27 protein-coding genes and 1 other annotated feature are annotated in these 24,601 nt (G+C 62.8%); of the genes, 13 read left to right on the forward strand and 14 right to left on the reverse strand.

Translation table 11 applies throughout. The features are described 5' to 3' along the window. Nucleotides 1-23: 23 nt before the first annotated feature. The 6 genes from Q0K15_RS02535 to Q0K15_RS02560 all read right to left on the reverse strand — a co-directional run bounded on the left by Q0K15_RS02535 (nucleotide 24) and on the right by Q0K15_RS02560 (nucleotide 7,171). Complete coding sequence (locus Q0K15_RS02535) at nucleotides 24-2,507, reverse strand: UvrD-helicase domain-containing protein (RefSeq protein WP_294511682.1); 2,484 nt, start codon at nucleotides 2,505-2,507, stop codon at nucleotides 24-26. A gap of 143 nt (nucleotides 2,508-2,650) precedes the next feature. Further along, the gene (gene ispE, locus Q0K15_RS02540; RefSeq protein WP_294511686.1) at nucleotides 2,651-3,511 is read right to left on the reverse strand and encodes a 4-(cytidine 5'-diphospho)-2-C-methyl-D-erythritol kinase; all 861 of its coding nucleotides are present in this window, start codon (nucleotides 3,509-3,511) and stop codon (nucleotides 2,651-2,653) included. A gap of 37 nt (nucleotides 3,512-3,548) precedes the next feature. After that, the gene (locus tag Q0K15_RS02545) at nucleotides 3,549-4,826 is read right to left on the reverse strand and encodes a DUF1015 domain-containing protein (RefSeq protein ID WP_294511690.1); all 1,278 of its coding nucleotides are present in this window, start codon (nucleotides 4,824-4,826) and stop codon (nucleotides 3,549-3,551) included. A 39-nt stretch (nucleotides 4,827-4,865) separates the two neighbouring features. Next, nucleotides 4,866-5,465 (reverse strand): bifunctional phosphoserine phosphatase/homoserine phosphotransferase ThrH, encoded by a 600-nt coding sequence (thrH, locus tag Q0K15_RS02550; protein WP_294511693.1) that lies wholly within the window; start codon nucleotides 5,463-5,465, stop codon nucleotides 4,866-4,868. A gap of 30 nt (nucleotides 5,466-5,495) precedes the next feature. Then, nucleotides 5,496-6,686, reverse strand: coding sequence for an aminotransferase class I/II-fold pyridoxal phosphate-dependent enzyme (locus Q0K15_RS02555; RefSeq protein ID WP_294511696.1), 1,191 nt, complete (start codon nucleotides 6,684-6,686; stop codon nucleotides 5,496-5,498). Further along, nucleotides 6,683-7,171, reverse strand: coding sequence for an Lrp/AsnC family transcriptional regulator (locus tag Q0K15_RS02560; RefSeq protein ID WP_130850454.1), 489 nt, complete (start codon nucleotides 7,169-7,171; stop codon nucleotides 6,683-6,685). Before Q0K15_RS02560 ends, Q0K15_RS02555 begins: the two co-directional genes overlap by 4 nt. Nucleotides 7,172-7,323: 152 nt before the next feature. On the opposite strand from Q0K15_RS02560, the gene Q0K15_RS02565 reads away from it, so the two are divergent. The 4 genes from Q0K15_RS02565 (at nucleotide 7,324) to asnA (ending at nucleotide 9,476) form a co-directional block, all read left to right on the forward strand. Continuing rightward, nucleotides 7,324-7,635, forward strand: a complete 312-nt coding sequence (locus tag Q0K15_RS02565) for a DUF2089 family protein (RefSeq protein WP_294511760.1) — start codon at nucleotides 7,324-7,326, stop codon at nucleotides 7,633-7,635. Next, a complete protein-coding gene (locus tag Q0K15_RS02570; RefSeq protein ID WP_294511701.1) occupies nucleotides 7,623-7,967 on the forward strand; it encodes a hypothetical protein in 345 nt (114 codons plus the stop codon). The genes Q0K15_RS02565 and Q0K15_RS02570 overlap by 13 nt, the downstream gene beginning before the upstream one ends. Nucleotides 7,968-8,040: 73 nt before the next feature. After that, nucleotides 8,041-8,382 carry a hypothetical protein gene (locus tag Q0K15_RS02575; RefSeq protein ID WP_294511704.1) on the forward strand — a complete coding sequence of 114 codons (342 nt, stop codon included), beginning with the start codon at nucleotides 8,041-8,043 and terminating at the stop codon, nucleotides 8,380-8,382. An 80-nt stretch (nucleotides 8,383-8,462) separates the two neighbouring features. Beyond that, nucleotides 8,463-9,476, forward strand: a complete 1,014-nt coding sequence (gene asnA / locus Q0K15_RS02580; RefSeq protein ID WP_294511707.1) for an aspartate--ammonia ligase — start codon at nucleotides 8,463-8,465, stop codon at nucleotides 9,474-9,476. A gap of 68 nt (nucleotides 9,477-9,544) precedes the next feature. On the opposite strand, the gene Q0K15_RS02585 is transcribed toward asnA, so the two are convergent. Next, the gene (locus Q0K15_RS02585; protein WP_294511710.1) at nucleotides 9,545-9,856 is read right to left on the reverse strand and encodes a YbjQ family protein; all 312 of its coding nucleotides are present in this window, start codon (nucleotides 9,854-9,856) and stop codon (nucleotides 9,545-9,547) included. Further along, entirely contained in the window at nucleotides 9,837-10,061 is a 225-nt protein-coding gene (locus Q0K15_RS02590; RefSeq protein ID WP_294511713.1) for a hypothetical protein, read from the reverse strand. The genes Q0K15_RS02585 and Q0K15_RS02590 overlap by 20 nt, the downstream gene beginning before the upstream one ends. A gap of 300 nt (nucleotides 10,062-10,361) precedes the next feature. Between Q0K15_RS02590 and infC the strand changes: the two genes are divergently transcribed. The 4 genes from infC to Q0K15_RS02610 all read left to right on the forward strand — a co-directional run bounded on the left by infC (nucleotide 10,362) and on the right by Q0K15_RS02610 (nucleotide 12,930). Then, a complete protein-coding gene (infC, locus tag Q0K15_RS02595; protein WP_294511717.1) occupies nucleotides 10,362-10,892 on the forward strand; it encodes a translation initiation factor IF-3 in 531 nt (176 codons plus the stop codon). A 19-nt stretch (nucleotides 10,893-10,911) separates the two neighbouring features. After that, nucleotides 10,912-11,121, forward strand: coding sequence for a 50S ribosomal protein L35 (rpmI, locus tag Q0K15_RS02600; RefSeq protein WP_130850464.1), 210 nt, complete (start codon nucleotides 10,912-10,914; stop codon nucleotides 11,119-11,121). A 36-nt stretch (nucleotides 11,122-11,157) separates the two neighbouring features. Beyond that, a complete protein-coding gene (gene rplT, locus Q0K15_RS02605; protein WP_294511720.1) occupies nucleotides 11,158-11,514 on the forward strand; it encodes a 50S ribosomal protein L20 in 357 nt (118 codons plus the stop codon). 132 nt (nucleotides 11,515-11,646) lie between these two features. Further along, entirely contained in the window at nucleotides 11,647-12,930 is a 1,284-nt protein-coding gene (locus Q0K15_RS02610) for an L-serine ammonia-lyase, iron-sulfur-dependent, subunit alpha (protein ID WP_294511723.1), read from the forward strand. A 72-nt stretch (nucleotides 12,931-13,002) separates the two neighbouring features. Here the strand turns inward: Q0K15_RS02610 and rnfB are convergent, their stop codons facing one another. From rnfB to rsxC, 6 genes are read right to left on the reverse strand one after another with little or no spacing between them, the layout of a single operon-like run. Continuing rightward, on the reverse strand, nucleotides 13,003-13,893 hold the full coding sequence (gene rnfB, locus Q0K15_RS02615) for an RnfABCDGE type electron transport complex subunit B (protein ID WP_294511727.1): 891 nt from the start codon (nucleotides 13,891-13,893) through the stop codon (nucleotides 13,003-13,005). A 12-nt stretch (nucleotides 13,894-13,905) separates the two neighbouring features. Next, nucleotides 13,906-14,517, reverse strand: a complete 612-nt coding sequence (gene rsxA, locus Q0K15_RS02620) for an electron transport complex subunit RsxA (RefSeq protein WP_130850467.1) — start codon at nucleotides 14,515-14,517, stop codon at nucleotides 13,906-13,908. Next, on the reverse strand, nucleotides 14,517-15,164 hold the full coding sequence (locus tag Q0K15_RS02625) for an electron transport complex subunit E (protein WP_130850468.1): 648 nt from the start codon (nucleotides 15,162-15,164) through the stop codon (nucleotides 14,517-14,519). The genes rsxA and Q0K15_RS02625 overlap by 1 nt, the downstream gene beginning before the upstream one ends. A gap of 12 nt (nucleotides 15,165-15,176) precedes the next feature. Continuing rightward, nucleotides 15,177-15,725 carry an RnfABCDGE type electron transport complex subunit G gene (locus Q0K15_RS02630; protein ID WP_294511735.1) on the reverse strand — a complete coding sequence of 183 codons (549 nt, stop codon included), beginning with the start codon at nucleotides 15,723-15,725 and terminating at the stop codon, nucleotides 15,177-15,179. Beyond that, nucleotides 15,722-16,759 (reverse strand): RnfABCDGE type electron transport complex subunit D, encoded by a 1,038-nt coding sequence (locus Q0K15_RS02635; protein ID WP_294511738.1) that lies wholly within the window; start codon nucleotides 16,757-16,759, stop codon nucleotides 15,722-15,724. Before Q0K15_RS02635 ends, Q0K15_RS02630 begins: the two co-directional genes overlap by 4 nt. After that, the gene (gene rsxC, locus Q0K15_RS02640) at nucleotides 16,756-18,099 is read right to left on the reverse strand and encodes an electron transport complex subunit RsxC (RefSeq protein WP_294511741.1); all 1,344 of its coding nucleotides are present in this window, start codon (nucleotides 18,097-18,099) and stop codon (nucleotides 16,756-16,758) included. The genes Q0K15_RS02635 and rsxC overlap by 4 nt, the downstream gene beginning before the upstream one ends. A 412-nt stretch (nucleotides 18,100-18,511) precedes the next feature. Beyond that, nucleotides 18,512-18,728 (forward strand) — a binding site (T-box leader). Between the two features lie 99 nt (nucleotides 18,729-18,827). On the opposite strand from rsxC, the gene ilvB (Q0K15_RS02645) reads away from it, so the two are divergent. The 5 genes from ilvB (Q0K15_RS02645) to ilvC all read left to right on the forward strand — a co-directional run bounded on the left by ilvB (Q0K15_RS02645) (nucleotide 18,828) and on the right by ilvC (nucleotide 24,400). Continuing rightward, on the forward strand, nucleotides 18,828-20,450 hold the full coding sequence (ilvB, locus tag Q0K15_RS02645) for a biosynthetic-type acetolactate synthase large subunit (protein WP_294511745.1): 1,623 nt from the start codon (nucleotides 18,828-18,830) through the stop codon (nucleotides 20,448-20,450). Nucleotides 20,451-20,467: 17 nt separating this feature from the next. After that, entirely contained in the window at nucleotides 20,468-20,953 is a 486-nt protein-coding gene (ilvN, locus tag Q0K15_RS02650) for an acetolactate synthase small subunit (protein ID WP_130850473.1), read from the forward strand. A 38-nt stretch (nucleotides 20,954-20,991) separates the two neighbouring features. After that, nucleotides 20,992-22,698, forward strand: a complete 1,707-nt coding sequence (gene ilvB / locus Q0K15_RS02655) for a biosynthetic-type acetolactate synthase large subunit (protein WP_294511750.1) — start codon at nucleotides 20,992-20,994, stop codon at nucleotides 22,696-22,698. A gap of 25 nt (nucleotides 22,699-22,723) precedes the next feature. Beyond that, complete coding sequence (gene ilvN, locus Q0K15_RS02660; protein WP_294511754.1) at nucleotides 22,724-23,272, forward strand: acetolactate synthase small subunit; 549 nt, start codon at nucleotides 22,724-22,726, stop codon at nucleotides 23,270-23,272. Nucleotides 23,273-23,380: 108 nt separating this feature from the next. Continuing rightward, nucleotides 23,381-24,400, forward strand: coding sequence for a ketol-acid reductoisomerase (gene ilvC / locus Q0K15_RS02665; protein WP_294511757.1), 1,020 nt, complete (start codon nucleotides 23,381-23,383; stop codon nucleotides 24,398-24,400). Nucleotides 24,401-24,601 lie beyond the last annotated feature (201 nt).

The following is a 24,601-nucleotide window of genomic DNA, read 5'->3' on the forward strand; positions in this document are numbered from 1 at the left end:
CCGGTTACGTAGCCGGGGCCTTTTTATTCCCCCTTGGTCATGTGTTGGGCCGCTGAGCGGAGCATGAGCCGCTTGGTACCCACCGAGTCGAAGGCGATCTCGATGAGGGCGTCGCCTCCCATGGGCTGGACCGAAAGGACCATGCCCTTGCCGAAGGCCTTGTGGACCACGGCGTCCCCCTTCTGGAAGGAGGGAAGGCTGGCGGCTGGCCGGGTGCCGGGGGCGGGGCGGGCGGCGCTGGCCGTCCGTCGGGTCTGGGGTGCGGCGGCAGCCGTCCGGCCGGTACGGGTCTCCGAGGACCAGGAGGTGCCGTAGCCGCCCCGGTTGAAGGTGCGGGGAGCGGGGGCGCTCTGCCACCGTCCGGCAGCATCGTCCTCGCTCCGACTCAGGGGGCTCCGGCCGCTCTTCTCCACGAACTCCTCCGGGATCTCGCCGGTAAACCGGGAGGGCCGGTTGGCGCTGGTGCGGCCGAAGAGCATCCGCTGGGCGGCGCAGGTCATATAGAGCCGTTCCTTGGCCCGGGTCATGGCCACATAGCACAGCCGCCGCTCCTCCTCCATCTCCTCGTCGTCGCCGATGGCCCGGACGCCGGGGAAGATGCCCTCTTCCACGCCCACCACAAAGACCACCGGGAACTCCAGGCCCTTGGCCGAGTGCATGGTCATCATGACCACACAGTCCTCATTGGGGTCGTGGTTGTCCAGGTCGGTATAGAGGGCGATTTCATCCAGGAAGCCGGAGAGGGAGGGCTCCCCCTCGGCGTTTTCCAGATAGTTGTTGATGGAGGTAAGGAGCTCACGCACGTTCTCCAGCCGGGTGCGGTCCTCCACCGTGTTCTTGGCCTCCAGGGCCACGGCATAGCCCGTCCGGGCCAGGACCTCCTCGTAGAAGTCGGGGAGGGACAGCTCCCCGGAGAGCTTCCGCAGGCCATCCATCAGGTCGGTGAACTGGGCCAGCTTGGCCGCCGCCTTGCTGAGGTCGGGGTAGGCTTTGGCGTGCTTCACCACCTCCCACAGGCTCTTCCCCTCCTGGGCGGCGATGGCCTGGGCGGTGTCCACCGTCTTTTGGCCGATACCCCGGGCGGGGACGTTGATGATGCGGGCCAGGCGCAGATCGTCGGCGGGGTTGTTGAGGGCGCAGAGGTAGGCCAGCATGTCCTTGACCTCCGCCCGGTCGAAGAAGCGGATGCCCCCGATGATGCGGTAGGGCACGCCGTTGCGCTTGAAGGCCTGCTCGATCTGGTTGGACTGGGCGTTCATCCGGTAGAGGACGGCGTTGTCCCGCCAGGGGCGGCCCTGGCTGTACCCAGCCAGGATCTGGGCGGCCACATACTGGGCCTCGTCGCTCTCGTTCATGGCGGTGTAGACCTGGAGCTTGTCCCCCTTCTCGTGGCGGGTCCACAGCTCCTTGCCCTTCCGGCCCTGATTGTGGCGTATGACGGCGTTGGAGGCCTCCAGGATGTTGCCGGTGGAGCGGTAGTTCTCCTCCAGGCGGATCACCCGGGCCCCCTTGTACTGGTTCTCAAAGGACAGGATGTTCTCGATGGTGGCCCCCCGGAACCGGTAGATGGACTGGTCGTCGTCGCCCACCACACAGATGTTCTCCCACCGGCCCGCCAGCAGGGCGGAGAGCCGGTACTGGAGCTGGTTGGTGTCCTGGTACTCATCGATGAGTACATAGCGGAATTTCCGCTGATAATAATCCCGAACGTCATCATATTCTTGGAGCAGACGGACGGTATCCAGGATGAGATCGTCAAAATCCAGGGCGTTGGCCTCCCGGAGACGGCGCTCATATTCCACATAGACCTTGGCCATGCGGGTGAGGCGGTAGTCCCCCTGCTTCTCGCACCGGGCCAGGTAGTCGGGGCCGGAGAGCATCTCGTCCTTGGCCTTGGAGATCTCGGAGAGAATGGACCGGGGCGGGAAGGACTTGTCGTCCATGTTGAAGTCCTTCAGGATGTCCTTGACCACCCGCTCGGTGTCGGCGGAGTCGTAGATGGTGAAGGACTTGTCAAAGCCCAGCCGGTCGATGTCCCGGCGGAGGATGCGCACGCAGGCGGAGTGGAAGGTGGAGGCCCAGATGTCGTTGGCGTCGGGTCCCAGCATCCGCTCCAGCCGGGCCTTCAGCTCCCCGGCAGCCTTGTTGGTGAAGGTGATGGCGATGATGGACCAGGGCACCGCGGGGTCCAGACGGCACAGCCGCTCCGCCTCCTCCCGGCCCTCGGCCACCGGGTGGGCGGCATAGGCCTCCAGGAAGAAGAGATCATCCTCGGTGACCCACTCGGGCACCTCGTCAGAATCGGACCCCCGACCGTACTTCATCAGATTGGCTACCCGGTTGATGAGCACGGTGGTCTTGCCGCTGCCCGCCCCAGCCAGCACCAGGAGAGGGCCCTCAGTGCTCAGCACCGCCTGGCGCTGCTGGGGGTTCAGGTTCTGGTACTCCCCGGCGATGGCGGCCCGGCGGGCCTTGCAGAATCTCAGTTGTTGCTCGTTGTCCAGCATATGTTCACCCATTTTCTCTTTTCGCTGATATTGTATCTGATTTCCGTCCACAGGTCACACGCAGAAATCGCATGGCTGCCCTTCCAAAATGGAATGTGTACCGACAAACATACGCCGCGCCAATAGGCGCGGCGTATGTGATATTATACCGTTTCCGTGAGGAAGGCGTCCCGGTAGGTCTGCTTTAACTCCTCCCAGGCGCTCCGGGCCTGGTCCAGGTCGTCAAAGAGCCCGAAGACAGTTGGGCCGGTACCGCTCATGTTGGCGCCCAAGGCGCCGTGCTCCACCAGCACCGACCGGATGCTCCGGACCTCAGCCTGCTGCCGGGGGGGCAGCACATCCTCAAAGACGTTATACATCCGCCGGGCCACGCCCCCCAGGTCCCCCGCCGCCAGGGCGGAGAGGACACCGTCGGTGTCGGGGCGGCACTTGAGCCGCACCCCATCCACCGCCCGGAAGAGCTCCGGAGTGGAGATGGAAAAGGCTGGCTTGCAGATGACCACGTGACACCGGGGCAGGGCGGGCAACGGGGTGAGGACCTCTCCCCTGCCCTCGGCCAGGGCGGTGCCGCCCAGGACACAGTAGGGCACGTCGGAGCCCACCGCCTCCCCAATCTTTGCCAGGTCCAGGGGGGCATACCTCGTCCCCAGCATCCCGTCCAGGGCTCGCAGCACAGCCGCGGCGTCGGAGGAGCCGCCCCCCATGCCGGCGCAGACGGGGATGTGCTTTTCAATGGCGATGGCCACACCCCCCAGGTCCCGGCCCGTCTGGTCCTGAAAGGCCAAGGCGGCGGAAGCGGCCAGATTCTTTTCATTGTTGGGCAGAAAGCTCAGATCGGTGCGGACCCGCAGGTCCTCCCCCGTCCCCGTCTCCACCGTCAGGGTATCGGCCAGGTTCACCGACTGCATGACCATCTTCAGGTCGTGGTAGCCGTCGGGCCGCTTGCCCAGCACGTCCAGGGTCAGATTCAGCTTGGCTAGGGCCAGTACCGTCTCCTTGGGCATGTCCGGTCACGTCCTTTCTGCGGCCCGCACCGGGCCGTTATCGGATCTTCCGCCCCTCCAGGTAGAAGCGCTTGTCCTGGGCCTCCCCCATGGAGAAGGTCTTGCGGGGCAGGGCGCCGTCGTGGAGGACGGTGGGGAAGAGCTCCTCCTTGCCCATGGCGGGCAGCAGGAAGGCCAGGTTCCCCGGCTGGTCGGCCAGGGAACGGGCCACGTCGGCGCCGTGTATGTAGTCGATGCGCCCCTTGTGGATGGAGAGCCACCGGTCCAGGAAGGTCTGGAGGGTGGCCACCGGCAGGGCGGCATCCGGGTGGGGCACGGTGATGGCCCCCGCCCCCTGTTCCCACACGTAGCGGAGGACATGGCCCTCCTCCCCCACGCCCTCATAGGCGCCGGGGTGGGCGTTCTTCAGGTCCTCCAGCAGCTCGGCGGCGTTCACGCCGAAGAGGACCCGGTGGATGGGCTCGAACTCCAGAGTGGGGTCGTGGAGGTTGACCAGCTCCACCAGGGCATACCGGGCGGGCAGGTCCGCCCACTGCTCCGGGGAGAGCCGGGCTTTCTGCCGCTCATAGCAGGCCTTGGCGGTGGCCAGGGAGTGGTTTCCGTCCCCCACGGCGAAGAGGAGAACCTCCCCGGCGCCGTACCGGGCGTGGAAGGTATCGGGGTCGGCCAGAGCATGAAGGGCTTGGGCCACCCGGCCGATCTCCTCCTCGTCCAGCAGCCAGCCCCGCAGGTGGCCGGAGTTCTCCATGAGCTCAAAGTCATAGCACTTCTCCAGCCGGTCCTTGGCGGCGGTGAGGGGTTCAATGACGGTGGCCTTGGGGTCATCGGCGAGGAGCATCACGTGAGGCAGCTCCACCGAGGCGTTCTTCCGCACTGCCACCCGGGGCGGGATGCGGCTGAGGATGGTGCCCTCGGTGCAGCGGATAGAGGTGGTAGCTCCCGCCTCGTAGTCGTATTCCTCCAAATCCACCATACCCACCAGGCCCTTGCGGACCTTCCCCGACTCCAGGGTGCGCTCCACATAGATAAGGGAGTTGGGGCAGGTGCGAAAGACCCCCTCCCGGAGGTAGCGGCTCATGGTGTTGGTCACATCCATGATGTCGGTCTCCACGTTGGGGCCGTCCAGAGAGCTCTCCGGCAGGATGAGGTGGAGGGCGGAGGGTGCGCTGCCCACAAACCGCTCCACCCGCTGCCAGTACTCCGGCTGGGAGGTATATTGATCGCAGGCCACCACCGCCCAGCGGGTGAGGTCGCAGTTCTGTGGCAGCAGGATATCAGCCGGCCCGAAGGGCAGGCCCTGGAATCGCTCGTCCATGCGGATCGCCTCTCTTTTTTGATTTCCGGGTCCCGCCCGTCAAAGGGCGGCCTTGATGGCACGCAGCAGGTCGCCGAACTCCTCGTAGGCGGGCAGTTCGGGGTGGTCGGCCTTGATCTGGTCCGTGCTCTTGAAGAGGAAGCCGGCCTTGCTGGCCTGGATCATCCCCAGGTCGTTGAAGCTGTCCCCGGCGGCGATGGTCTCAAAGCCGATGGACTGGAGGGCCTTCACCGTGGTGAGCTTGGACTGCGCGCAGCGCATGCGGAAGCCGGTGATGGTGCCGTCGCTGGCCACCTCCAGGCTGTTGCAGAAGAGGGTGGGCCAGCCCAGCTTCTTCATCAGGGGCTGGGCAAACTGCTCAAAGGTGTCGCTGAGGATGATGACCTGGGTGACGGAACGCAGCTCATCCAGAAACTCCTTTGCCCCGGGCAGGGGGTCGATCTTGGCGATGACCGCCTGAATCTCCTTCAGACCCAGGCCGTGCTCCTTCAGGATGTTCAGGCGGAAGTCCATCAGCTTGTTGTAGTCGGGCTCGTCCCGGGTGGTGCGCTTGAGCTCGGGGATGCCGCTTGCTTCGGCGAAGGCGATCCAGATCTCCGGGACCAGGACCCCCTCCATGTCCAGACAGACGATGTTCATAAAACGCCTCCTCTTCGTGTGACGGGCAGGTCAGCCCTGCTCCCGGGCCTGCTTCTTTTTCAGATTGGTGAGGAAATTGTCCATACGGGTGAGGGCCTCTGCAATGTCCTTCATGCTGGTGGCGTAGCAGCAGCGGACGAAGCCCTCGCCGCCGGGGCCGAAGGCGTTGCCGGCGATGACGGCCACCTTCTCCTCCATGAGGAAGCGCTCGCAGAACTCCTCGGAGGAGAGGCCGGTGCCCCGGATGTCGGGGAATACGTAGAAGGCTCCCTTGGGCTCGAAGCAGGGCAGGCCGATGCGGCGCAGGCCCTCCACCAGGTACCGGCGGCGGCCGTCGTACTCGTCCCGCATCTTCTCGATGTCGGCGTCGCCGTTGCGCATGGCCTCGATGGCGGCGTACTGGCTGGTGGTGGGGGCGGACATGATACCGAACTGGTGGAGTTTAAGCATCTGCTGGATGAGGGGGGCGGGCCCGCACAGGTAGCCCATGCGCCAGCCGGTCATGGCGTGGCTCTTGGAGAAGCCGTTGACCACGATGGTGCGCTCATACATGTCGGGGATGTTGGCCAGGGACACGTGGTGCTGGCCGTAGGTGAGCTCGGCGTAGATCTCGTCGGAGATCACCATAATGTCGGTGCCCCGCAGGACCTCGGCAATGGCCTCCAGGTCCTCCCGCCCCATGACGCCGCCGGTGGGGTTGTTGGGGAAGGGCAGCACCAGCACCTTGGTCCTGGGGGTGATGGCCGCCCGGAGCTCCTCGGGGGTGAGGCGGAACTCGTTCTCCGCCTTGGTCTCCACATACACCGGCACGCCGCCGGCCATGTTGGCCAGGGGACCGTAGCAGACGAAGGAGGGCACGGGCACGATGACCTCGTCCCCGGGGTTCACCATGCACCGGAGGGCCAGGTCGATGGCCTCGCTGCCGCCCACGGTGACGATGATCTGGTTGGCAAAGTCGTACTTGAGCTGGAAGCGGCGCTCCAGATAGGAGGCGATCTCCCGGCGCAGCTCGGCCATGCCGGCGTTGGAGGTGTACTTGGTAAAGCCCTTCTCCAGGGAGTAGATGCCGGCGTCCCGGATGTGCCATGGGGTGACGAAGTCGGGCTCACCGATGCCGAGAGAGATGGCGTCCTTCATCTCCTCCAGGATATCAAAGAACTTCCGGATGCCGGAGGGCTGCACGTTCTTGATCCGGTCGGACAGGATGGCATCGTAATTCATGTGAAGATCAGCTCCCTCTCCTGCTCTTCACGCTTTTCGAAGATCAGGTGTTTTTCCTTGTACTTTTTGAGGATGAAATGGGTGGCGGTGCCGGTGACATCCTCCAGGGTGGCCAGGCGCTGTCCCACGAACTCGGCCACCTCCCGCAGGGTGCGGCCGGAGATGATGACGGTGAGGTCGAAGGCGCCCGACATCAGGTAGACGCTCTCCACCTCGTCGTACTGGTAAATCCGCTCGGCCACCCGGTCAAAGCCCTCCCCCCGCTGGGGGGTCACCTTGACCTCAATGAGGGCGGTGACGCTCTCCCGGTCGGTGCGGTCCCAGTCCACAATGGCCTTGTAGCCTAAGACGATCTTCTTCTCCTCGTACTCCTTGATGGCGGCGTTGACTTCTTCCACAGTCATATCGGCCATAGAGGCCAGCTGCTCCCGGGTCAGGGTGCAGTCGTTCTCCAGAAGGCGCAGCAGTTTTGTATCCACGCTCATTCCTCCTCTGAGATTCTTTTTGGATAATTAAATGTATTATAGCACGCTTCAAAACCAAAGGGCAACCCTGGTTTTCTTTCCACTCTTGACTTTCATAAAATTAAAGTTTATAATAAATATTATTAAAAATAAAATTTTAAAAGGAGTGAATGATATTGATCTCCGTGGTGCCTGAGTGGATGGCAGAGCTGGAGGAGGAGGACATGTCCTTCATCCGGCGGTTCCTCCTGGCCTCCGGCTCCCTCAAGGAGGTGGCCGGAGAGTACGGGGTGAGCTACCCCACCGTCCGGCTGCGGCTGGACCGGCTCATCCAGAAGATCCGCCTGGCCGACGACCGGGCCGCCGACCCCTATGTGGCCCTCATCAAGCGTCTGGCCGTCAATGAGAAGATCGACTTTGACGCCGCCAAGCTCCTCATCAGCGAATATCGGAAGGCAAAGGAGGATTCCTCATGCAATACATGACCTCGCTTACCATATTTTTTATGCTTTTCTTTTACTACGCCGTCCCCACCGCCCTGCTGGCCATTCTGGAGTACTTTCTGGCCAAGCTGGAGAGCCCCTGGCCAGGGCGGGTGCTGCCCATCCTGTCGGTGGTCCACTCCCTGGGCTGGGCGCTGATGTGGCTGATCAACCTGTCCTCCTCCGCCGCAACGGGTCTTCTGCTCCTGGTGCCCCTGGTCCCGCTGGTGGTGTTCAACATCCCCACCCTCATCTTCCTGCTGATTTACAGGAACACCCGCAAAAAGTTCACCGAGCGCCGGGCCATGGACCGAAAGGACATTCAGGACCTGTAGGCCTCCACCCTTTTGCACCGCAATTCTGCTAGCGCCTCATCCGCGCATAGAAAAAGACAAAGGAGACTGCCCTATGAGCACCATGAACATTCTCTTGATCGTCCCCTTCCTCTGCCTCTATCTGGCCCTCCCCACCGCTCTGCTGGCCATCCTGGAATACCTTCTGGCCAGGCTGGAGAGCCCTTGGCCCGGACGGGTGCTGCCCATTCTGTCGGTGGTCAACTCCCTGGGCTGGACGTTGGTCCTGCTGCTCAACATGAGCACCATGCTCCACCCCTCCCTCTATTTCCTCCCCGTGGCTGTGCTGGTGTTCTTCAACATCCCCACCTTGGTCTTTCTGCTGGTCTATAAGACCACCCGCCGGAGGTTCACGGAGCGCCGGGCCATGGACCGGAAGGACATCCAGGACCTGTAAGCCCCGCCTTTTGCCTTGCAATTCCGGCACCGCCATATTATAATGGCTTCACTACTTTACTGCAAAGGAGCCACCATTCTATGGACCAGTCCTACATCCCCGAGGGCTACGCCCCCCGGCTCAACCTCTATGATACCCAGAAAGCCATCGGCCTCCTGAAGCGCCTCTTTGAGGACACCCTGGGCGGCGCGCTCAACCTGCGCCGGGTCTCCGCCCCCCTCTTTGTGGAGGCCAGCACCGGCCTCAACGACGACCTCAACGGCGTAGAGCGCCCCGTCACCTTCGACATCCCCGCCGCCGGCCGGGATGCCCAGGTGGTCCACTCCCTGGCCAAGTGGAAGCGCATGGCCCTCCACCGCTACCAGTTCTCCGTGGGCGAGGGGCTCTACACCGACATGAACGCCATCCGCCGGGACGAGCAGCCCGACAACCTCCACTCCATCTACGTGGACCAATGGGACTGGGAGAAGGTCATCGCCCCCCGGGACCGGAATGTGGAGTACCTCAAGCACACCGTGACCACCATCGTGGAGGCGGTCTGCCAGACCCAGACCACCATCCGCTCCATGTTCCCCCAGCTCATGTCCCTCCCCGAGGTGAGCCGGGATGTGAGCTTCGTCACCACCCAGGAACTGGAGGACCGCTGGCCTGAGCTCTCCCCCAAGGAGCGGGAGAACGCCTGGGTGAAGGACCACCCCACCACCTTCCTCATGCAGATCGGCGGCGCCCTCAAGTCCGGTAAGCCCCACGACGGCCGGGCCCCCGACTACGACGACTGGACCCTCAACGGCGACATTCTGGTGTGGAACGCCGTCCTGGGCAAGGCTCTGGAGCTCTCCTCCATGGGCATCCGGGTGGACCCCGCCGCTATGGACCGCCAGCTTACCATCGCCGGCTGTGACGACCGCCGGAACCTCCCCTTCCACAAGGCCCTGCTGGCCGGGGAGCTCCCCCTCACCATCGGCGGCGGCATCGGCCAGTCGCGGCTGTGCGTCCAGCTGCTGGGCAAGGCCCACATCGGCGAGGTCCAGGCCAGCGTGTGGGACGACGAGACCCTCCGGGTCTGCCAGGAGGCCGGCGTCATCCTGCTGTAAGTCTCCGATTCATGCACAAAAACGGCCCCGGCATCCATTGGACGCCGGGGCCGTTTTCCTGTTCTATCTTACTTGAACTTCACGGCGGTGCCGTAGGCGATGACCTCCGCCGCCCCCTGCATCACGGCCGCAGAGGCATAGCGCATGCACACCACAGCGTCGGCGCCCAGCTGCTGAGCGTCCTCCACCATGCGCTTGGTGGCCAGGGCCCGGGCCTCGTTCATCATCTCGGTGTAGGCCTTCAGCTCGCCGCCCACCAGGGTCTTGAAGCTCTGGGTGATATCCTTGCCGATGTTTTTGGACTGGATGGTGCTGCCCCGGACCAGGCCCAGGGTCTCCAGCTCCCTGCCGGAAATGGTCTCAGTAGTTGTCAAGATCATCTTCGTCACCGCTCCTTATTTCTTTGATCCGTTGGGCCAATACGTACAGTGATACGCCAATGAGCGCCAGGGGAACCACCGCGCCCAGCAGCTTTGCCCACAGTGACAGGCCGTGCGCGGTCCAGGACAGGACCAGCCAGCTGCCAAACCACAGGCACAACAGCACCGTCACCACGATGGGCGCCACCAGCTTACCTTTTTTCACACCGGTCCCCTCCTTTTCTATGCTCGCCCCCATTATGCCCGATGGGTCCGGGAATGTCAATGTCAGGAGATGGATGAGAGCGTAAAAAGGGGCTTGACAAGTCGGTTAGATCCTGATAAAATACTATCGCAAAACAAAGCAGGAGCGGTACCCCCGTCCTCACCTCCAGCCACCGGCGAAGAGGTCAACATGGAAAAAATTCCGCCGCCTTCGCGGCGTGGTTTTGACTTGTCGATTGCGGGTACCCTTCTAGGGTGTCCGCGTTTTATTTTGATTAGGAGGTGCTTTCGTATCAGCAACATGAGTCATCAGATCAACGACGAGATCCGGGACCGTGAGGTCCGCCTGATCTCCGACACCGGAGAGCAGCTGGGCATCATGTCGGCCCGGGAGGCCCTGGCCAAGGCCGAGGAGGCCAACCTGGACCTGGTGAAGATCTCTCCTACCGCCAATCCTCCCGTGTGCAAGCTTATGGACTACGGCAAGTTCAAGTTCGAGCAGGCCAAGCGGGAGAAGGAGGCCAGGAAGAACCAGCGCGTCGTGGAGATCAAAGAGGTGCGCATGTCTCCCGGCATCGACGTCAACGACTTCAACGTCAAGCTCCGCAATGCTCAGAAGTTCCTGTCCGAGGGCAACCGGGTGAAGGCCACCGTCCGCTTCCGCGGCCGTGAGATGGCCCACACCGACATCGGCAAAAAGCTGCTTCTGAAGTTTGCGGAGGACTGCAGCGAGGTCGCCGTTATGGACAAGGAGCCCAAGCTGGAAGGCCGCCACATGAACATGTTCCTGTCTCCGAAGGTCTCCAAGGACGCCAAGGAAGCCACAAAGTAAAAAAAAGGAGTCAACTGATATGGCTAAGATCAAGCTGAAAACCCACAGCGGCGCGAAGAAGAGATTCAGCCTCACCAAGACCGGCAAGGTCAAGCGCGCCCACGCCTTCAAGTCCCACCTCCTCAACGGCCACGGCAAGGATACCAAGCGCAAGAGAGGCCTCCGCGCCGGCGCTTATGCGGACAAGACCAACGAGCCCGCCATCAAGCGCATGATCCCCTATAAATAAGAACTTTTTTACCATAACATAGGAGGCTAATCGACAATGGCTAGAGTCAAAGGCGCAATGATGACGCGCAAGAGAAGAAATAAGATCCTGAAGCTGGCGAAGGGCTACTGGGGCGCTAAGAGCAAGCACTTCAAGATGGCCAACGAGCAGGTCATGAAGTCCCTGAAGTACGCCTACATCGGCCGCCGGCTGAAGAAGCGTGACATCCGCTCCCTGTGGATCACCCGCATCTCCGCCGCCTGCAAGATGAACGGCATGAACTATTCCACCTTCATGAACGGCCTGAAGAAGGCCGGCGTGACCATCAACCGCAAGATGCTTGCTGAGATGGCTGTCAACGACAAGGCCGCCTTCACCCAGCTCACCGAGCTGGCCAAGGCCAAGCTGGCCTGAGTTCTCTCACGGCATGAGATCCCCCAGTCCAACGGACTGGGGGATTTTTCGTTTCTCCCACCCTCTTGTCATATTTCGGAAAAGGGATTAGAATAATGACTATTCAAGTCATTGAGTGGGAGGAACCTTTCCGTGAATCAGAACGATCCCCGTTACGCGGCCTATCTCCGCATCCTGGCCGAGGAGCTGGTGCCCGCCATGGGCTGCACCGAGCCAATCTCCATCTCCTTCTGCGCCGCCAAGGCCCGGGAGCTGCTGGGCGCACTCCCCGAGGCCATCACTGTGGCGGCCAGCGGCAATATCATCAAAAACGTCAAGAGTGTGGTGGTTCCCAACACCGGTGGCCGGAAGGGCATCGAGACCGCAGCCGCCGTGGGCGTGGTAGCCGGCGACCCCAGCCGCGAGCTGGAGGTCATCGCCTCCGTCACCCCGGAGCAGCGGGAGGCTCTGGGCCGCTATCTGGAGACCGTCCCCATCCAGGTCCTCCCCGCCGACACCGATCTGGTGCTGGACGTCACCGTCACCGTCTGCTCCGGTGGCCACAGTGCCAGTGTCCGGGTGGCCAACCAGCACACCAACATCGTGTCCATGGTGAAGGACGGCGAGACTCTTTTTGAGGCTCCTGCCGTGGGCTGCGGCACCACCCCCGCCGCCTCCCCTGACCGGGCCCTCATGGACTTCGACGACATCTTCGACTTCGCCGACACGGTGGACATTGAGGATGTAAAGCCCCTGCTGGACCGCCAGATCGCCTACAACACCGCTATTTCCCGGGAAGGACTCCAGGGGGACTGGGGCGCCAACATCGGCTCTACCCTGCTGAAGATCTACGGCGACGACGTGAAGATCCGGGCCCGGGCCGCCGCCGCCGCCGGCTCCGACGCCCGTATGAGCGGCTGTGAACTGCCCGTGGTCATCAACTCCGGCAGCGGCAACCAGGGCATGACGGTCTCCCTGCCTGTCATTGAGTATGCCAGGGAGCTGAACAGCTCCCCGGAGCGCCTCTATCGGGCCCTCACCCTGTCCAACCTCACCGCCATCTACCAAAAGGAGGGCATCGGCCGCCTGTCCGCCTACTGCGGCGCCATCAGCGCCGGGGCCAGCGCCGGGGCGGGTATCGCCTACCTGCTGGGCGGCGGCCGGACGGAGGCTGCCCACACCATCGTCAACGCCCTGGCCATCACCTCCGGCATCATCTGCGACGGCGCCAAGGCCTCCTGCGCCGGCAAGATCGCCGCCGCCGTGGACGCCGGCATCCTGGGCTACTACATGTTCCTCAACGGCCAGGAGTTCCACGGCGGAGACGGCATCATCTCCAAAGGCATCGAATCCACCCTCCGCAACGTGACCCGCCTGGGCAAGGAAGGCATGAAGGAGACCGATGAGGAGATCATCCGCATCATGACCGGCTGCTGAACTTCATAGACAGAAAAAGACCTCCCGCCGATGGCGGGAGGTCCTTTTTTACGTTGGATGGAAATCGGAGCCTTACTCCTTGGTCTCCGCCTTGGGAGCCTCGGCGGCGGCCTTGGGGGCGGCCGGAGCGGCAGCCTTGGGAGCCGCAGGCTTGACCTCGGGCACCTTGCCGTCCACAGTGATCAGCTTGCGGGGGCACTTCTGGGCGCAGATACCGCAGCCGACGCACTTGTCGTAATCGATGACGGCCAGGTTGTTGACCATAGTGATGGCTTCCTTGGGGCAGGACTTGGCGCACAGAGAGCAGCCAATACAGCCGTTGGAGCAGACCTTGGTGACGGCAGGACCCTTGTCCTTGGAGGAGCAGGGGATGGTGACGTGCTTCTTGGTCTTGTAGGGCTCCAGGGCAATGATGTGACGGGGGCAGATGTCCACGCACTGGTTGCAGGCCTTACACTTGTCCTCGTCCACCTTGGCCACGCCGTTGACAACGTGGATGGCGTCGAAGGGGCAGACCTTCTCACAGGAGCCCATGCCCAGGCAGCCGTAGCCGCAGCTCAGGGGGCCACCGCCGGGGAGGCGGGCAGCCGCCACGCAGTCGTGGACACCGATGTACTCGTACTTCTGGTGGTCCACACCGCAGCCGGTGCAGTGGACGGTGGCCACCATCCTGACGCTGTCACCAGCGGCCACGCCCATGATCTCACCGATCTGGGCAGCCACGGCGGCGCCGCCAGCGGCGCACTTGTTGACGGGCGCCTCGCCCTTCACCACGGCGGCAGCATAGCCGCCGCAACCGGCGTAGCCACAGCCGCCGCAGTTGGCGCCGGGCAGGCAGCCGATGATGGCCTCCTCACGGGGGTCCACCTCAACGGCAAACACCCGGGAAGCGAAGGCCAGCACGGCGCCGAAGATCAGACCCAGTCCACCCAGGACCAGGAACGCAAATAAAACCAGATTCATTTCAGCCCCTCCTTAAAACACGCTCAGGCCGCTGAAGCCCATAAAGGCCAGAGCGATGAGGCCGGCGGTGACCAGAGCGATGGGGAAGCCCTCAAAAGCCTTGGGGCAGTCCATGGTGGCGTCCAGGCGCTCACGGACACTGGCGAAGAGGAAGATGGCCAGCAGGAAGCCCAGGCCGCCGGTGATGCCGTAGACAACGCTCTCGATGAAGTTGTAGTTATTCTGCACGTTCAGCAACACCACGCCCAACACGGCGCAGTTGGTGGTGATGAGGGGCAGATAGATACCGAGAGCCTGATACAGGGAGGGGACGTTCTTCTTCAGGAACATCTCCACGAACTGCACCAGAGAGGCGATGACCAGGATGAAGGCGATGGTCTGCATGAAGGCCAGGTTGGGGCCGTCGCCGAAGATGGCAGGGTTCACCAGCAGGTACTCGTTGATGATCCAGCACACGGCGGAGGCCAGACCCATGACGAAGGTCACGGCCAGGCCCATGCCCAGAGCGGTGTCCACCTTTTTGGACACGCCCATGAAGGGGCAGATGCCCAGGAACTGGGAGAAGATAAAGTTATTGACCAGGATAGCGCCCAGGGCGATGGAAAAGAGCTGTGTCACGTCCATTACTGAGCCACCTCCTCAGTTTTTTTCTTCTCGGAGCGAGCCAGGGCCCACTGCATGAAGGCGATGAGGCAGGCCAGCACCAGGAAGCCGCCCACGGGGAGGGAGATGCCCAGAGCGCCCACGCCCTCGGGCAGGATGCGGATGCCGTTGCTGTCGTTGATGAAGCTCAGGCCACCCAGGATGGTGCCGTTGCCCAGCAGCTCACGGACCAGGCACATGACCACCAGCACCCAGGTGTAACCAATGCCCTGGAAGATGCCGTCCACAGCGGAGGCAGCCACGCCGTTCTTGTAGCAGAAGCCCTCGGCACGGCCCAGGATGATGCAGTTCACCACGATCAGGGGGATAAACACGCCCAAGCTGTCCGACAATGCCGGTACGAAGGCTTTGAGCAGCAGATCCACGATGGTCACGAAGGTGGCGATGACCACGATGAAGCAGGCGATACGGATGGAGTTGGGGATAACCTTCCGCAGGGCGGAAATAACGATGTTGGAACAGGTCAGGATGATGAGCACGGACAGGCCCATGCCCACGCCGTTGAAGAACACAGTGGTGATGGCCATGGTGGAGCACATGCCCAGCAGCTGCACCAGCACGGGGTTCTGGGTGACCAGACCTTCCTTGAATTGTTTCTTAATGTCCATGGTCTAACCTCCTTAACCCAGAGTGCCCACGGCGGCAATGGCGGCATTGACGCCGCTGCAGACCGCGCGGGAGGTGATGGTGGCGCCGGTGAGGGCGGCGATCTCGCCGCCGTCCTTGGTGACGGCCACGTTGGACTTGCCCACGAACTGGCTCCGGAAGTCCTCCTTGGTGGCGTTGGCGCCCAGACCGGAGGTCTCGGAGTGGCTGATGATGGACACACCGGAGCAGGTGCCGTCGGTGTTCACACCCACCATGATGTCCAGTACGCCGCCGAAGCCGGAGGGCGCGACCTGGACCACATAGCCGGCGTCGCCGGCCTGGTAGACCTTCGTAACGAGAGGATCACCGCCGGTGTATGCCACCTCGGTATAGCTGTCAGCGGGAAGCACAGCCTCCATGGCGGCCTGGGTCTTGGCCTGAGTGGCCACCTCGATGGGCCCCATGGTGATGTTGTTCACCAGGCCCAGCAGCACGGCGCAGATGGCGCTGATGGCGAACAGGGTGACGATCAGCTGGACCGGCCCCGCCTCTTTTTTCTTCATAACAACGGAATCGCTCATTTGGCGGCGCCCTCCTTTGCAGCTTTCTTGGCAGCCTTAGCCTTCTCCTTCATCTCTTTGGTGAAGCCGAAGCGGGCGGGCTTGGTCGCCTGATCGATGAACCACACGCACACGTTCATGATGAGGATGGCGTAGCTGACGCCCTCGGGATAGCCGCCGAAGTAGCGGATGAACACGGTGAGCAGACCACAGCCAATGCCAAAGACGATCTCACCCTTGGGGCTGGTGGGGCTGGTCACATAGTCGGTGGCCATGAAGAAGGCGCCCAGGAACAGACCGCCGCCCAGCAGCTCATAGAGCATCCAGGTGACGCGGTCGTTGCCGCCCTGGGGGAAAATGAAGGTGAGCACAGCCACGGTGGCGATGAAGGCCACGGGGATGTTGGGACGGATAACGCCCCGGGCGATGAGGTAGATACCGCCGGCCAGGAGCATCACAGCGGAGACCTCGCCAATGCAGCCGCCCACATTGCCCACGAACATGTCCATGATGCTGGCCTCAGGCAGAACGCCGGAGTGCATGAAATCCACGGACAGGGGGGTGGCGCCGGTGACGGCGTCAGCGGCGGAGATGAGGCCGGACCACTTGCCGGGCACAGCCCAGGTGGTCATGGCCACCGGGTAGCTGAGCATCAGGAAGGCACGGCCGCCCAGGGCGGGGTTGATGAAGTTCTTGCCCAGGCCGCCGAAGAGCTGCTTGACCACCACGATGGCGAAGAAGTCGCCGATGATCAGCATCCAGTAGGGCAGGGTGACCGGGCAGACGAAGGCCAGCAGCACGCCGGTGACAGCGGCAGACAGGTCGCCGTTGGTCTGGGTCTTGTGGAGGAGCTTGCGGTAGCCCATCTCGAAGATCTCACAGGCCACCACGGAAATGATGGTGGCAATGAGGGCCCGGGGGCCGAAGAAGTACACAGCCGCGCACAGGGCGGGCACCAGGGCGATCAGCACATCCAGCATCAGGGAGCGGGTGCCGATGGGAGAGGAGACGTGGGGGGAGGAAGCTACCCCCAGCAGCTTATTCTCGTTGCTCATGCTTTGGCCGCCTCCTTCGCTTTCGCTTTCTGCTGGAGACCGCGGATCTCAAACTTGGCCATCCGGAAGGTCTGGACCAGGTGGATCCGGGCGGGGCAGATGTAGTTGCAGGAACCGCACTCCATGCAGTCCATCACGTTGTACTCCTGGACCTTGTCCCAGTCGCGCTTCATGCTGTACATGCGCATGTAGAGGGGCATGAGGTGCATGGGGCAGGCGTTGACGCACTTGCCGCAGCGGATACAGGTCTGCTCGGTGTCCTGCACGGCGGCCTCGGCGTCGGTGAGGGCAAGGATACAGTTGGTGCCCTTCATCATGGGGGCGGTGAGATCATACTGGGGGTTGCCCATCATGGGGCCGCCCATCAGGAGGCGCTGGGGCTGGGTCTGGAACCCGCCGGCCATCTTGATGAGGTGCTCGATGGGGGTGCCGATGGGGGCGTTGACGTTCATGGGCCGGGCCATGGCGCCGCCGGTCAGGGTGACGTTGCGGTGGGTGAGGGGCTTGCCCTCGGTGACCGCGTCGTAAATAGCGGAGGCGGTGGCAACGTTGAACACGGTGCAGCCCACGTCGGCGGGCAGGCCTCCGGGGGGCACCTCACGGCCGGTGATCCGCTGGATGAGCTGCTTCTCAGCGCCCTGGGGGTAGCGGGTCTTCAGGGTCTCGATATGGATGCCGCTGTCGGCGGGGAGCAGGCTCTTCAGGTGCTCCACGGCGTCGAGCTTGTTGCCCTCGATGCCGATGGTGGCCTCCTTCAGGCCCAGGGCCTTCATGATAAAGCCCACGCCGCCCAGAACAGCCTCGCCGCGCTCCAGCATAAGCCGGTGGTCGGCGGTGATGTAGGGCTCACACTCGGCGCCGTTGATGAGGATGGCGTCGACCTTGCCCACCGCGCCGGAGAGCTTGACGTGGGTGGGGAAGCCCGCGCCGCCCATACCGGTGATACCGGCTTCCTTGACGATGTCGATGATCTCCTGGGGAGTGAGGGCATCCACATTGTCACGGTGCTTGATGGTTTCACAGGGAGTGTCCTGGAAATCGTTCTCGATGACCACGGACATCATTTTGCCTCCGCCGGGATGGGGCCGGGCCTCCACGGCCACGACCTTGCCGGAGACGCTGGCGTGAATGGGAGCGCCCAGACCGGCGATCTCGCCGATCTTCTGGCCAACCTTCACCTCATCCCCCACAGCCACGATGGGCTTGCAGGGAGCGCCCACGTGCATGGACATGGGGATCACCACCTGAGCCGGAGCTTCCTCCAGCGGGACAACAGGCTTGCGCTCCGTTGCCTCCTTGTGCTCGGCGGGGTGGACGCCGCCATAAAACTTATGACTCATAGCATCACCTCTGTCATTACTTCAAACCTCTGCTTCCGAATTTAGGCCGCTGAACAAGTGACTGTCAGAATGCTCAGTCATTTGTTCAGCGGTCCTTCCCGATGGGCAGTCCGTTCTCACCGGCCTGCCTTCTCCCCAATGATCCGACCCCCTGCATAGGGCATGCTCGAATCTTTATTATAATAGTACTACCAATCAAAAATGTCCAGCATTTCCAGCGAAAAAAGCGCCGAAATTAGGGAAAATAAATTTGCCTTTTCCCTCCGTCCACCTGCGGTTTAAGGCAAGCGCCTGCAATTCTCCGCTTCACTTATTCGGAATGCGAATTTTTTTGTTTTTTCTAAAAATCCACCGTTGACAAATGGACCCGGCAGTTGTATCATGATGACTAATATCACATTTTTATATTGTGAAAACAGCAATGACCGGGTAAGTAAATCGGTCTCGCAAGCCCAGAGAGGGAGCGGCAGGTGTGAGCTCCCGTGAGGGGCCGGGAGAAAGTCGCTCGTGAGCTGCGCCCTTGAACTTCCAGTAGGGGGCGACGGTTCCCCCCGTTACCGGGGATGAGAGCGCGCGGGCGTTTGCCTGCGAATTTAGGTGGTACCACGGAGTAAGACTTCGTCCTAGAGAGGACGAAGTCTTTTTGCATATTTGTCCCTTTTCTGGCGTAATCCCGCTTCCGGTCACCGGGAGCTTTTCCTAATTTGAAACTCGAGGAGGAATGCTGCATGATCAACGGAGCCCAGGCCCTGATGGAGAGCCTTAAGCGCGAGGGAGTGGAGCGGGTATTTGGCTATGCCGGTGCCACCATCTGCCCCGCTGTGGACGCCCTGGCTGCCACCGACATCGCCTACACCCTGGTCCGCACGGAACAGAACGCCGGTCACATGGCCTCCGGCTACGCCCGCATGATGGGCAAGCCCGGTGTGTGCATGGTGACCTCGGGTCCCGGCGCCACCAACCTTATTACCGGCATCGCCACCGCCTACATGGATTCCATCCCCATGGTGGCCATCACCGGCCAGGTCCAGAGCTACCTGCTGGGCCGGGATATCTTTCAGGAGGTGGACATCACCGGCGCCTGTGCCCCCTTCATCAAGCACAGCTACCTGGTGAAGGACGCCAACGACATTCCCCGCGTCGTCAAAGAGGCCTTCCACATCGCCTCCACCGGCCGGCAGGGCCCCGTGCTCATCGACATCCCCATCGATATCCAGCAGCAGATGATCGACCCCGTCTACCCCGACAGCGTGGACATCCGGGGCTACAAGCCCAGCGTCAAGGGTAACGACAACCAGATCAAGCGGGTGGCCGCCTCCATCTCCGCCGCCCAGAAGCCCCTGCTGTGCGTGGGCGGCGGCCTCTTCAGCGCCAAGGCCCAGGAAGAGCTGATCACCCTGTGCGAGAGCGCCCGCATCCCGGTAGTCACCACCATGATGGGCCTGGGGCTGCTGCCCAGGAACCACCCCCTGAACCTGGGCATGATCGGTGCCTTCGGTACCCCCACCGCCAACCGGGCCCTCAACACAACCGACCTGCTCATCATTGCCGGCGCCCGGGCCGCCGACCGGGCGGTGACCTCCCCCAAGGAGATTGCCAGCCGCACCAAGACCGTCCACCTGGATGTGGACCCCGCCGAAATTGGCAAGAACTTCTCCACCACGGTGCCCGTGGTGGGCGACGTGAAGGTCATCCTGGACCAGCTCATCTCCCACCACCCCAAGGCCCAGAGCGAGGCCTGGATCGCCGATCTCCAGGCCCGGCGGCAGGCCGAGACCCAACCTGCTGCCGCCCCCGGCGCCGGCAGCGTCACCCCCTCCTACCTCATGCGCACCCTGGGTGAGCAGCTGGACGACGACGCCTGCGTCTGCGTGGACGTGGGCCAGAACCAGATCTGGGCGGCCAAACACCTGCCCATGAAGCATGGCCGCTTCCTCACCACCGGCGGCCTGGGCACTATGGGCTACTCCCTCCCCGCCTCCCTGGGCGTCAAGACCGCCGTCCCCGACCGGCAGACCGTGGTGGTCTGCGGCGACGGCAGCTTCCAGATGTTTGAAAACGAGCTGGCCACCCTGAAGGCCATGGGGACCGATGTGAAGATCGTCATGGTCCACAACGGGGTGCTGGGCCTGGTCCACCAGATCCAATACTCCAGCTACAGCGGCCCCTTTGGCGTGGACCTCACCGGCTCCCCCGACTTCGAGAAGCTGGCCGAGGCCTACGGCATCCCCGGCAAGCGCATCTCCGACGACGGTCAGGTGGACAGCGCCATCCACGACATGCTCACCGCGTCCGGACCCTATCTGCTCATCTGCGACGTGGACCCCATGACCACCACGTCCATGACCTAAGAAAGGAGGAAGGCCATATGACCCAGACCATTTCCGTACTGGTGGAAAACCGGGCCGGCGTGCTCAACCGCATCACCGGTCTCTTCGCCCGTCGGGCCTTCAACATCGAGAGCCTTGCCGTGGGTGTCACCGACGACAAGAACATCTCCCGCATCACCATCATCGTGGACTCCGGCAACAACGTGGTGGAGCAGGTGGAAAAGCAGCTCAACAAGCTGGTGGACGTCATCAAGGTCCGCACCCTGGACGAGAAGAAGCTCATCGGACGGGAGCTTATTATTGTAAAGGTGTCCACCTCCACCAAGACCCGCCAGGACGTGGCGAACCTCTGCCAGATCATGGGCGCCAAGATCGCCGACATCAGCAGCACCAGTATGACCCTGGAGCTCTCCGACACCCCCGACCGGGTGGACCTCTTCGAGAGCCTGCTGCGGCCCTTCTCCATCCTGGAGGTGGCCCGGACGGGCGTCATCGCCGTCCAGAAGGGCAGCGGAAAAATCTAAGCCGGCGGTTTGTTCCGCACGGCGTCAGGAGGGACAACGTGAAAATCCGAGCCACTCAAGCCATCATGGAATGCCTGCTGGAGCAGGGCGTGGACACCGTCTTCGGCTACCCCGGCGGCACTATATTAAATGTATACGACGAGCTCTACCGCTATCAGGACAAGATCCACCACATCCTGACGGCCCATGAGCAGGGCGCCTCCCATGCCGCCGACGGCTATGCCCGCTCCACCGGCAAGGTGGGGGTGTGCTTCGCCACCTCCGGCCCCGGCGCCACCAATCTGACCACCGGCATCGCCACCGCCTACATGGACTCCTCCCCTGTTGTCTTCCTCACCTGCAACGTGGGGGAGAGCACCCTGGGTAAGGATGCCTTCCAGGAGGTGGATATCACCGGCATCGCCATGCCCATCACCAAGGCCACCTACCTGGTCCGGGACCCCAACGACATCCCCGACATCATCCGGGAGGCCTTCGCCGTGGCCGCCATGGGCCGCCCCGGCCCGGTGCTCATCGATCTTCTAAAAAACGTCACCGCCCTGGACGTGATGATCGACTATGAGCCCCTCCCCAAGGAGGAGCACCAGTACTACGGTCGTCTGGCCGACCTGCGGAAGCGGGCGGGCTGGGACCTGACGCCCCCCGCCCCCAACAGCGACGACGTGGACAAGCTGGTGGAGCTCATCGCCCAGTCGGAAAAGCCCATGCTCATCTGCGGCGGCGGCGTGGTCCGCAGCCGGGCCCATGAGGAGTTCCGCACCCTGGCCGAGAAGCTGGACGCCCCGGTGGCCATTACCGTCATGGGCGGCGGCGGCTTCCCCGGCGCCCACCCCCTCACCACCGGCATGCTGGGTATGCATGGCTCCCGGAGCTCCAACATCGCCTGCGACAACTGTGACCTGCTCATCGCCGTGGGCTGCCGGTTCTCCGACCGGGTGGCCACCGAGCCGGCCACCTTCGCCAAGCAGGCCAAGATCGTACATATCGACATCGACCGGGCCGAGATCGACAAGAACGTCAAGACCGATCACCACATCATCGGAGACGCCAAGCAGGTCCTCCAGATGGTCAATGACCGCATCCCCGCCTACCAGCACCCGGCGTGGAAGGAGTTCGTATTCTCCCACCGGCCCGCAGCGCCGGAGGAGAGCGCCGCCCTCACCCCCTACCAGATCATCCGCACCCTCCGGGAGCTGTGCCCCCAGGACTCCATCGTGGCCACCGACGTGGGCCAGCACCAGATGTGGAGCATCCAGCACTTCCACTTCGACTACCCCGGTCAGCTCATCACCTCCGGCGGCTTCGGCACCATGGGCTTTGGCCTGGGCGCCGCCATGGGCGCCAAGCTGGGCAACCCGGACAAGACGGTGCTCCACATGACCGGCGACGGCTGCTTCCGCATGAACGGCCAGGAGCTGGCCACCGTCTCCCACTACGACATCCCCATCATCACCGTCATCTTCAACAACCACACCCTGGGCATGGTCCACCAGTGGCAGAACCTGCTCTACGGCGGCCGCTTCTCCGAGACCGACCTCAACTTCGCTCCCGACTTCGTGAAGCTGGCCGAGGCCTACGGCGTCCGGGGCAGGCGGGTCACCACCCGGGCCGAGCTGGCCGACACCGTCCGGGAGGCCCTGGACCTGGGCCACGCCTACGTCATCGAGTGCATCATCGACACCGATGAGACCGTGCGCCCCATGGTCTCCGCCGGCAAGCCCATCACCGAATTCCTGTTGGAGTGAGGATGGAGAAAGGAGCGTGATCGTTATGGAAAGCAAAGAGCATACCCTCTCCATCCTGGTGGAGAACACCCCCGGCGTGCTGAGCCAGGTCTCCCGCCTCTTTTCCAGGAAGGGCTACAACATCGAGTCCATCGCCTCCGGCACCACGGAGGACCCCAAGGTCACCCGCATCACCATCGTCATGAACGGGGATGACGCCACCATCGCCCAGCTGGCCGCCCAGCTGCGGAAGCTGCTGTGCGTCATCTCGGTCAAGGTCCTCTCCACCGAGGACGCCGTCCAGCGGGAGCTGGTGCTGGTGAAGGTGAAGGCCGACACCAAGGACAAGCGGGACGAGGTCCTCCAGATCGTCAGCGTCTTCCGGGCCAGCGTGGTGGACATCAGCCGTGAGACCCTCACCGTCTCCATCCTGGGCGACGAGAACAAGGCCTGCGCCCTCATGGACCTGCTGGCCGACTTCGGCGTCCTGGAGGTGGTCCGCACCGGCATCATCGCCATTGAGCGGGGCATCCGCACCATCTACGAGGACACCAAGGAGTCCGGCGAATTTAACTACGGCAAGAACGTTTTGTAACCGCGTTTTTTTGCAGAGATTGTATCATAGTTATCATTCTTTTCCACATTGCTGTGGTATTCTATTCATCACTTAGAACCGTCACCACGAAAAAAGGAGTGTATTGTCATGGCAAAGATGTACTACGAGAAGGACTGCGAGCTCAGCTACCTCAACGGGAAGAAGATCGCCATCATCGGCTACGGCTCCCAGGGCCACGCCCACGCCCTCAACCTGAAGGACTCCGGCTGCGACGTCTGCGTCGGCCTCCGTCAGGGCTCCAAGAACTGGGCCATTGCCGAGAAGGCCGGCCTCACCGTGAAGACCATCCCCGAGGCCGCCAAGTGGGCTGACATCGTCATGATCCTCATCAACGACGAGGTCCAGGCCGATGTCTACAAGAAGGACATCGCCCCCTATCTGGAGGAGGGTAATGCCCTGGCCTTCGCTCACGGCTTCAACATCCGCTACAAGCAGATCATCCCTCCCGCCGGCGTGGACGTCTTCATGGCCGCCCCCAAGGGCCCCGGCCACACCGTCCGTTCCCAGTACCTGGCCGGCAAGGGCGTGCCCTGCCTGGTTGCCGTGGAGCAGGATGCCACCGGCAACGCCTATAAGATTGCCCTGGCCTACATCGCCGGCATCGGCGGCGCCCGCGCCGGCGTCATGGAGACCACCTTCCACGACGAGACCGAGACCGATCTGTTCGGTGAGCAGACCGTCCTGTGCGGCGGCGTGGTGGACCTGATGCGCTGCGGCTTCGAGGTGCTGGTGGAGGCCGGTTACGAGCCTGAGAACGCCTACTTCGAGTGCATCCACGAGATGAAGCTCATCATCGACCTCATCAACAAGGGCGGCGTGGCTGCCATGAACTACTCCATCTCCGACACCGCCGAGTACGGCGAGTACGTCTCCGGCCCCCGCGTCATCCCCCACGAGGAGACCAAGGCCCGGATGCGCGCCGTCCTCTCCGACATCCAGGATGGCACCTTCGCCGGCAAGTGGATCGCCGAGAACAAGAACGGCCGCTGCTTCTTCAACTCCAAGCGTGACAACCTCAAGAAGCACCAGATGGAGATCGTGGGCGAGGAACTCCGCAAGAACATGATCTGGGGTGGCGACAAGGACCTGGACTCCGCCTCCAACTAAAAATCAGGGGTCCCCACAAAAGCCCAGCGCAGCGGGTTTTGTGGGGAAAGGAGCCGCAGCGGAATGGACGAGCCTTCGCCCTTGGGCGGAGGTGAGTGATGTGGAGCTTGCGGCGACGCGGGGCGGCGACAAGGACCTGGACTCCGCTTCCAACTAACCAGCCAAATTTCATATTACCATCAGACGGTATCAAGTGGGGAC

It is taken from the genome of uncultured Intestinimonas sp. (assembly GCF_944387245.1).
Lineage (GTDB): Bacteria > Bacillota > Clostridia > Oscillospirales > Oscillospiraceae > Intestinimonas.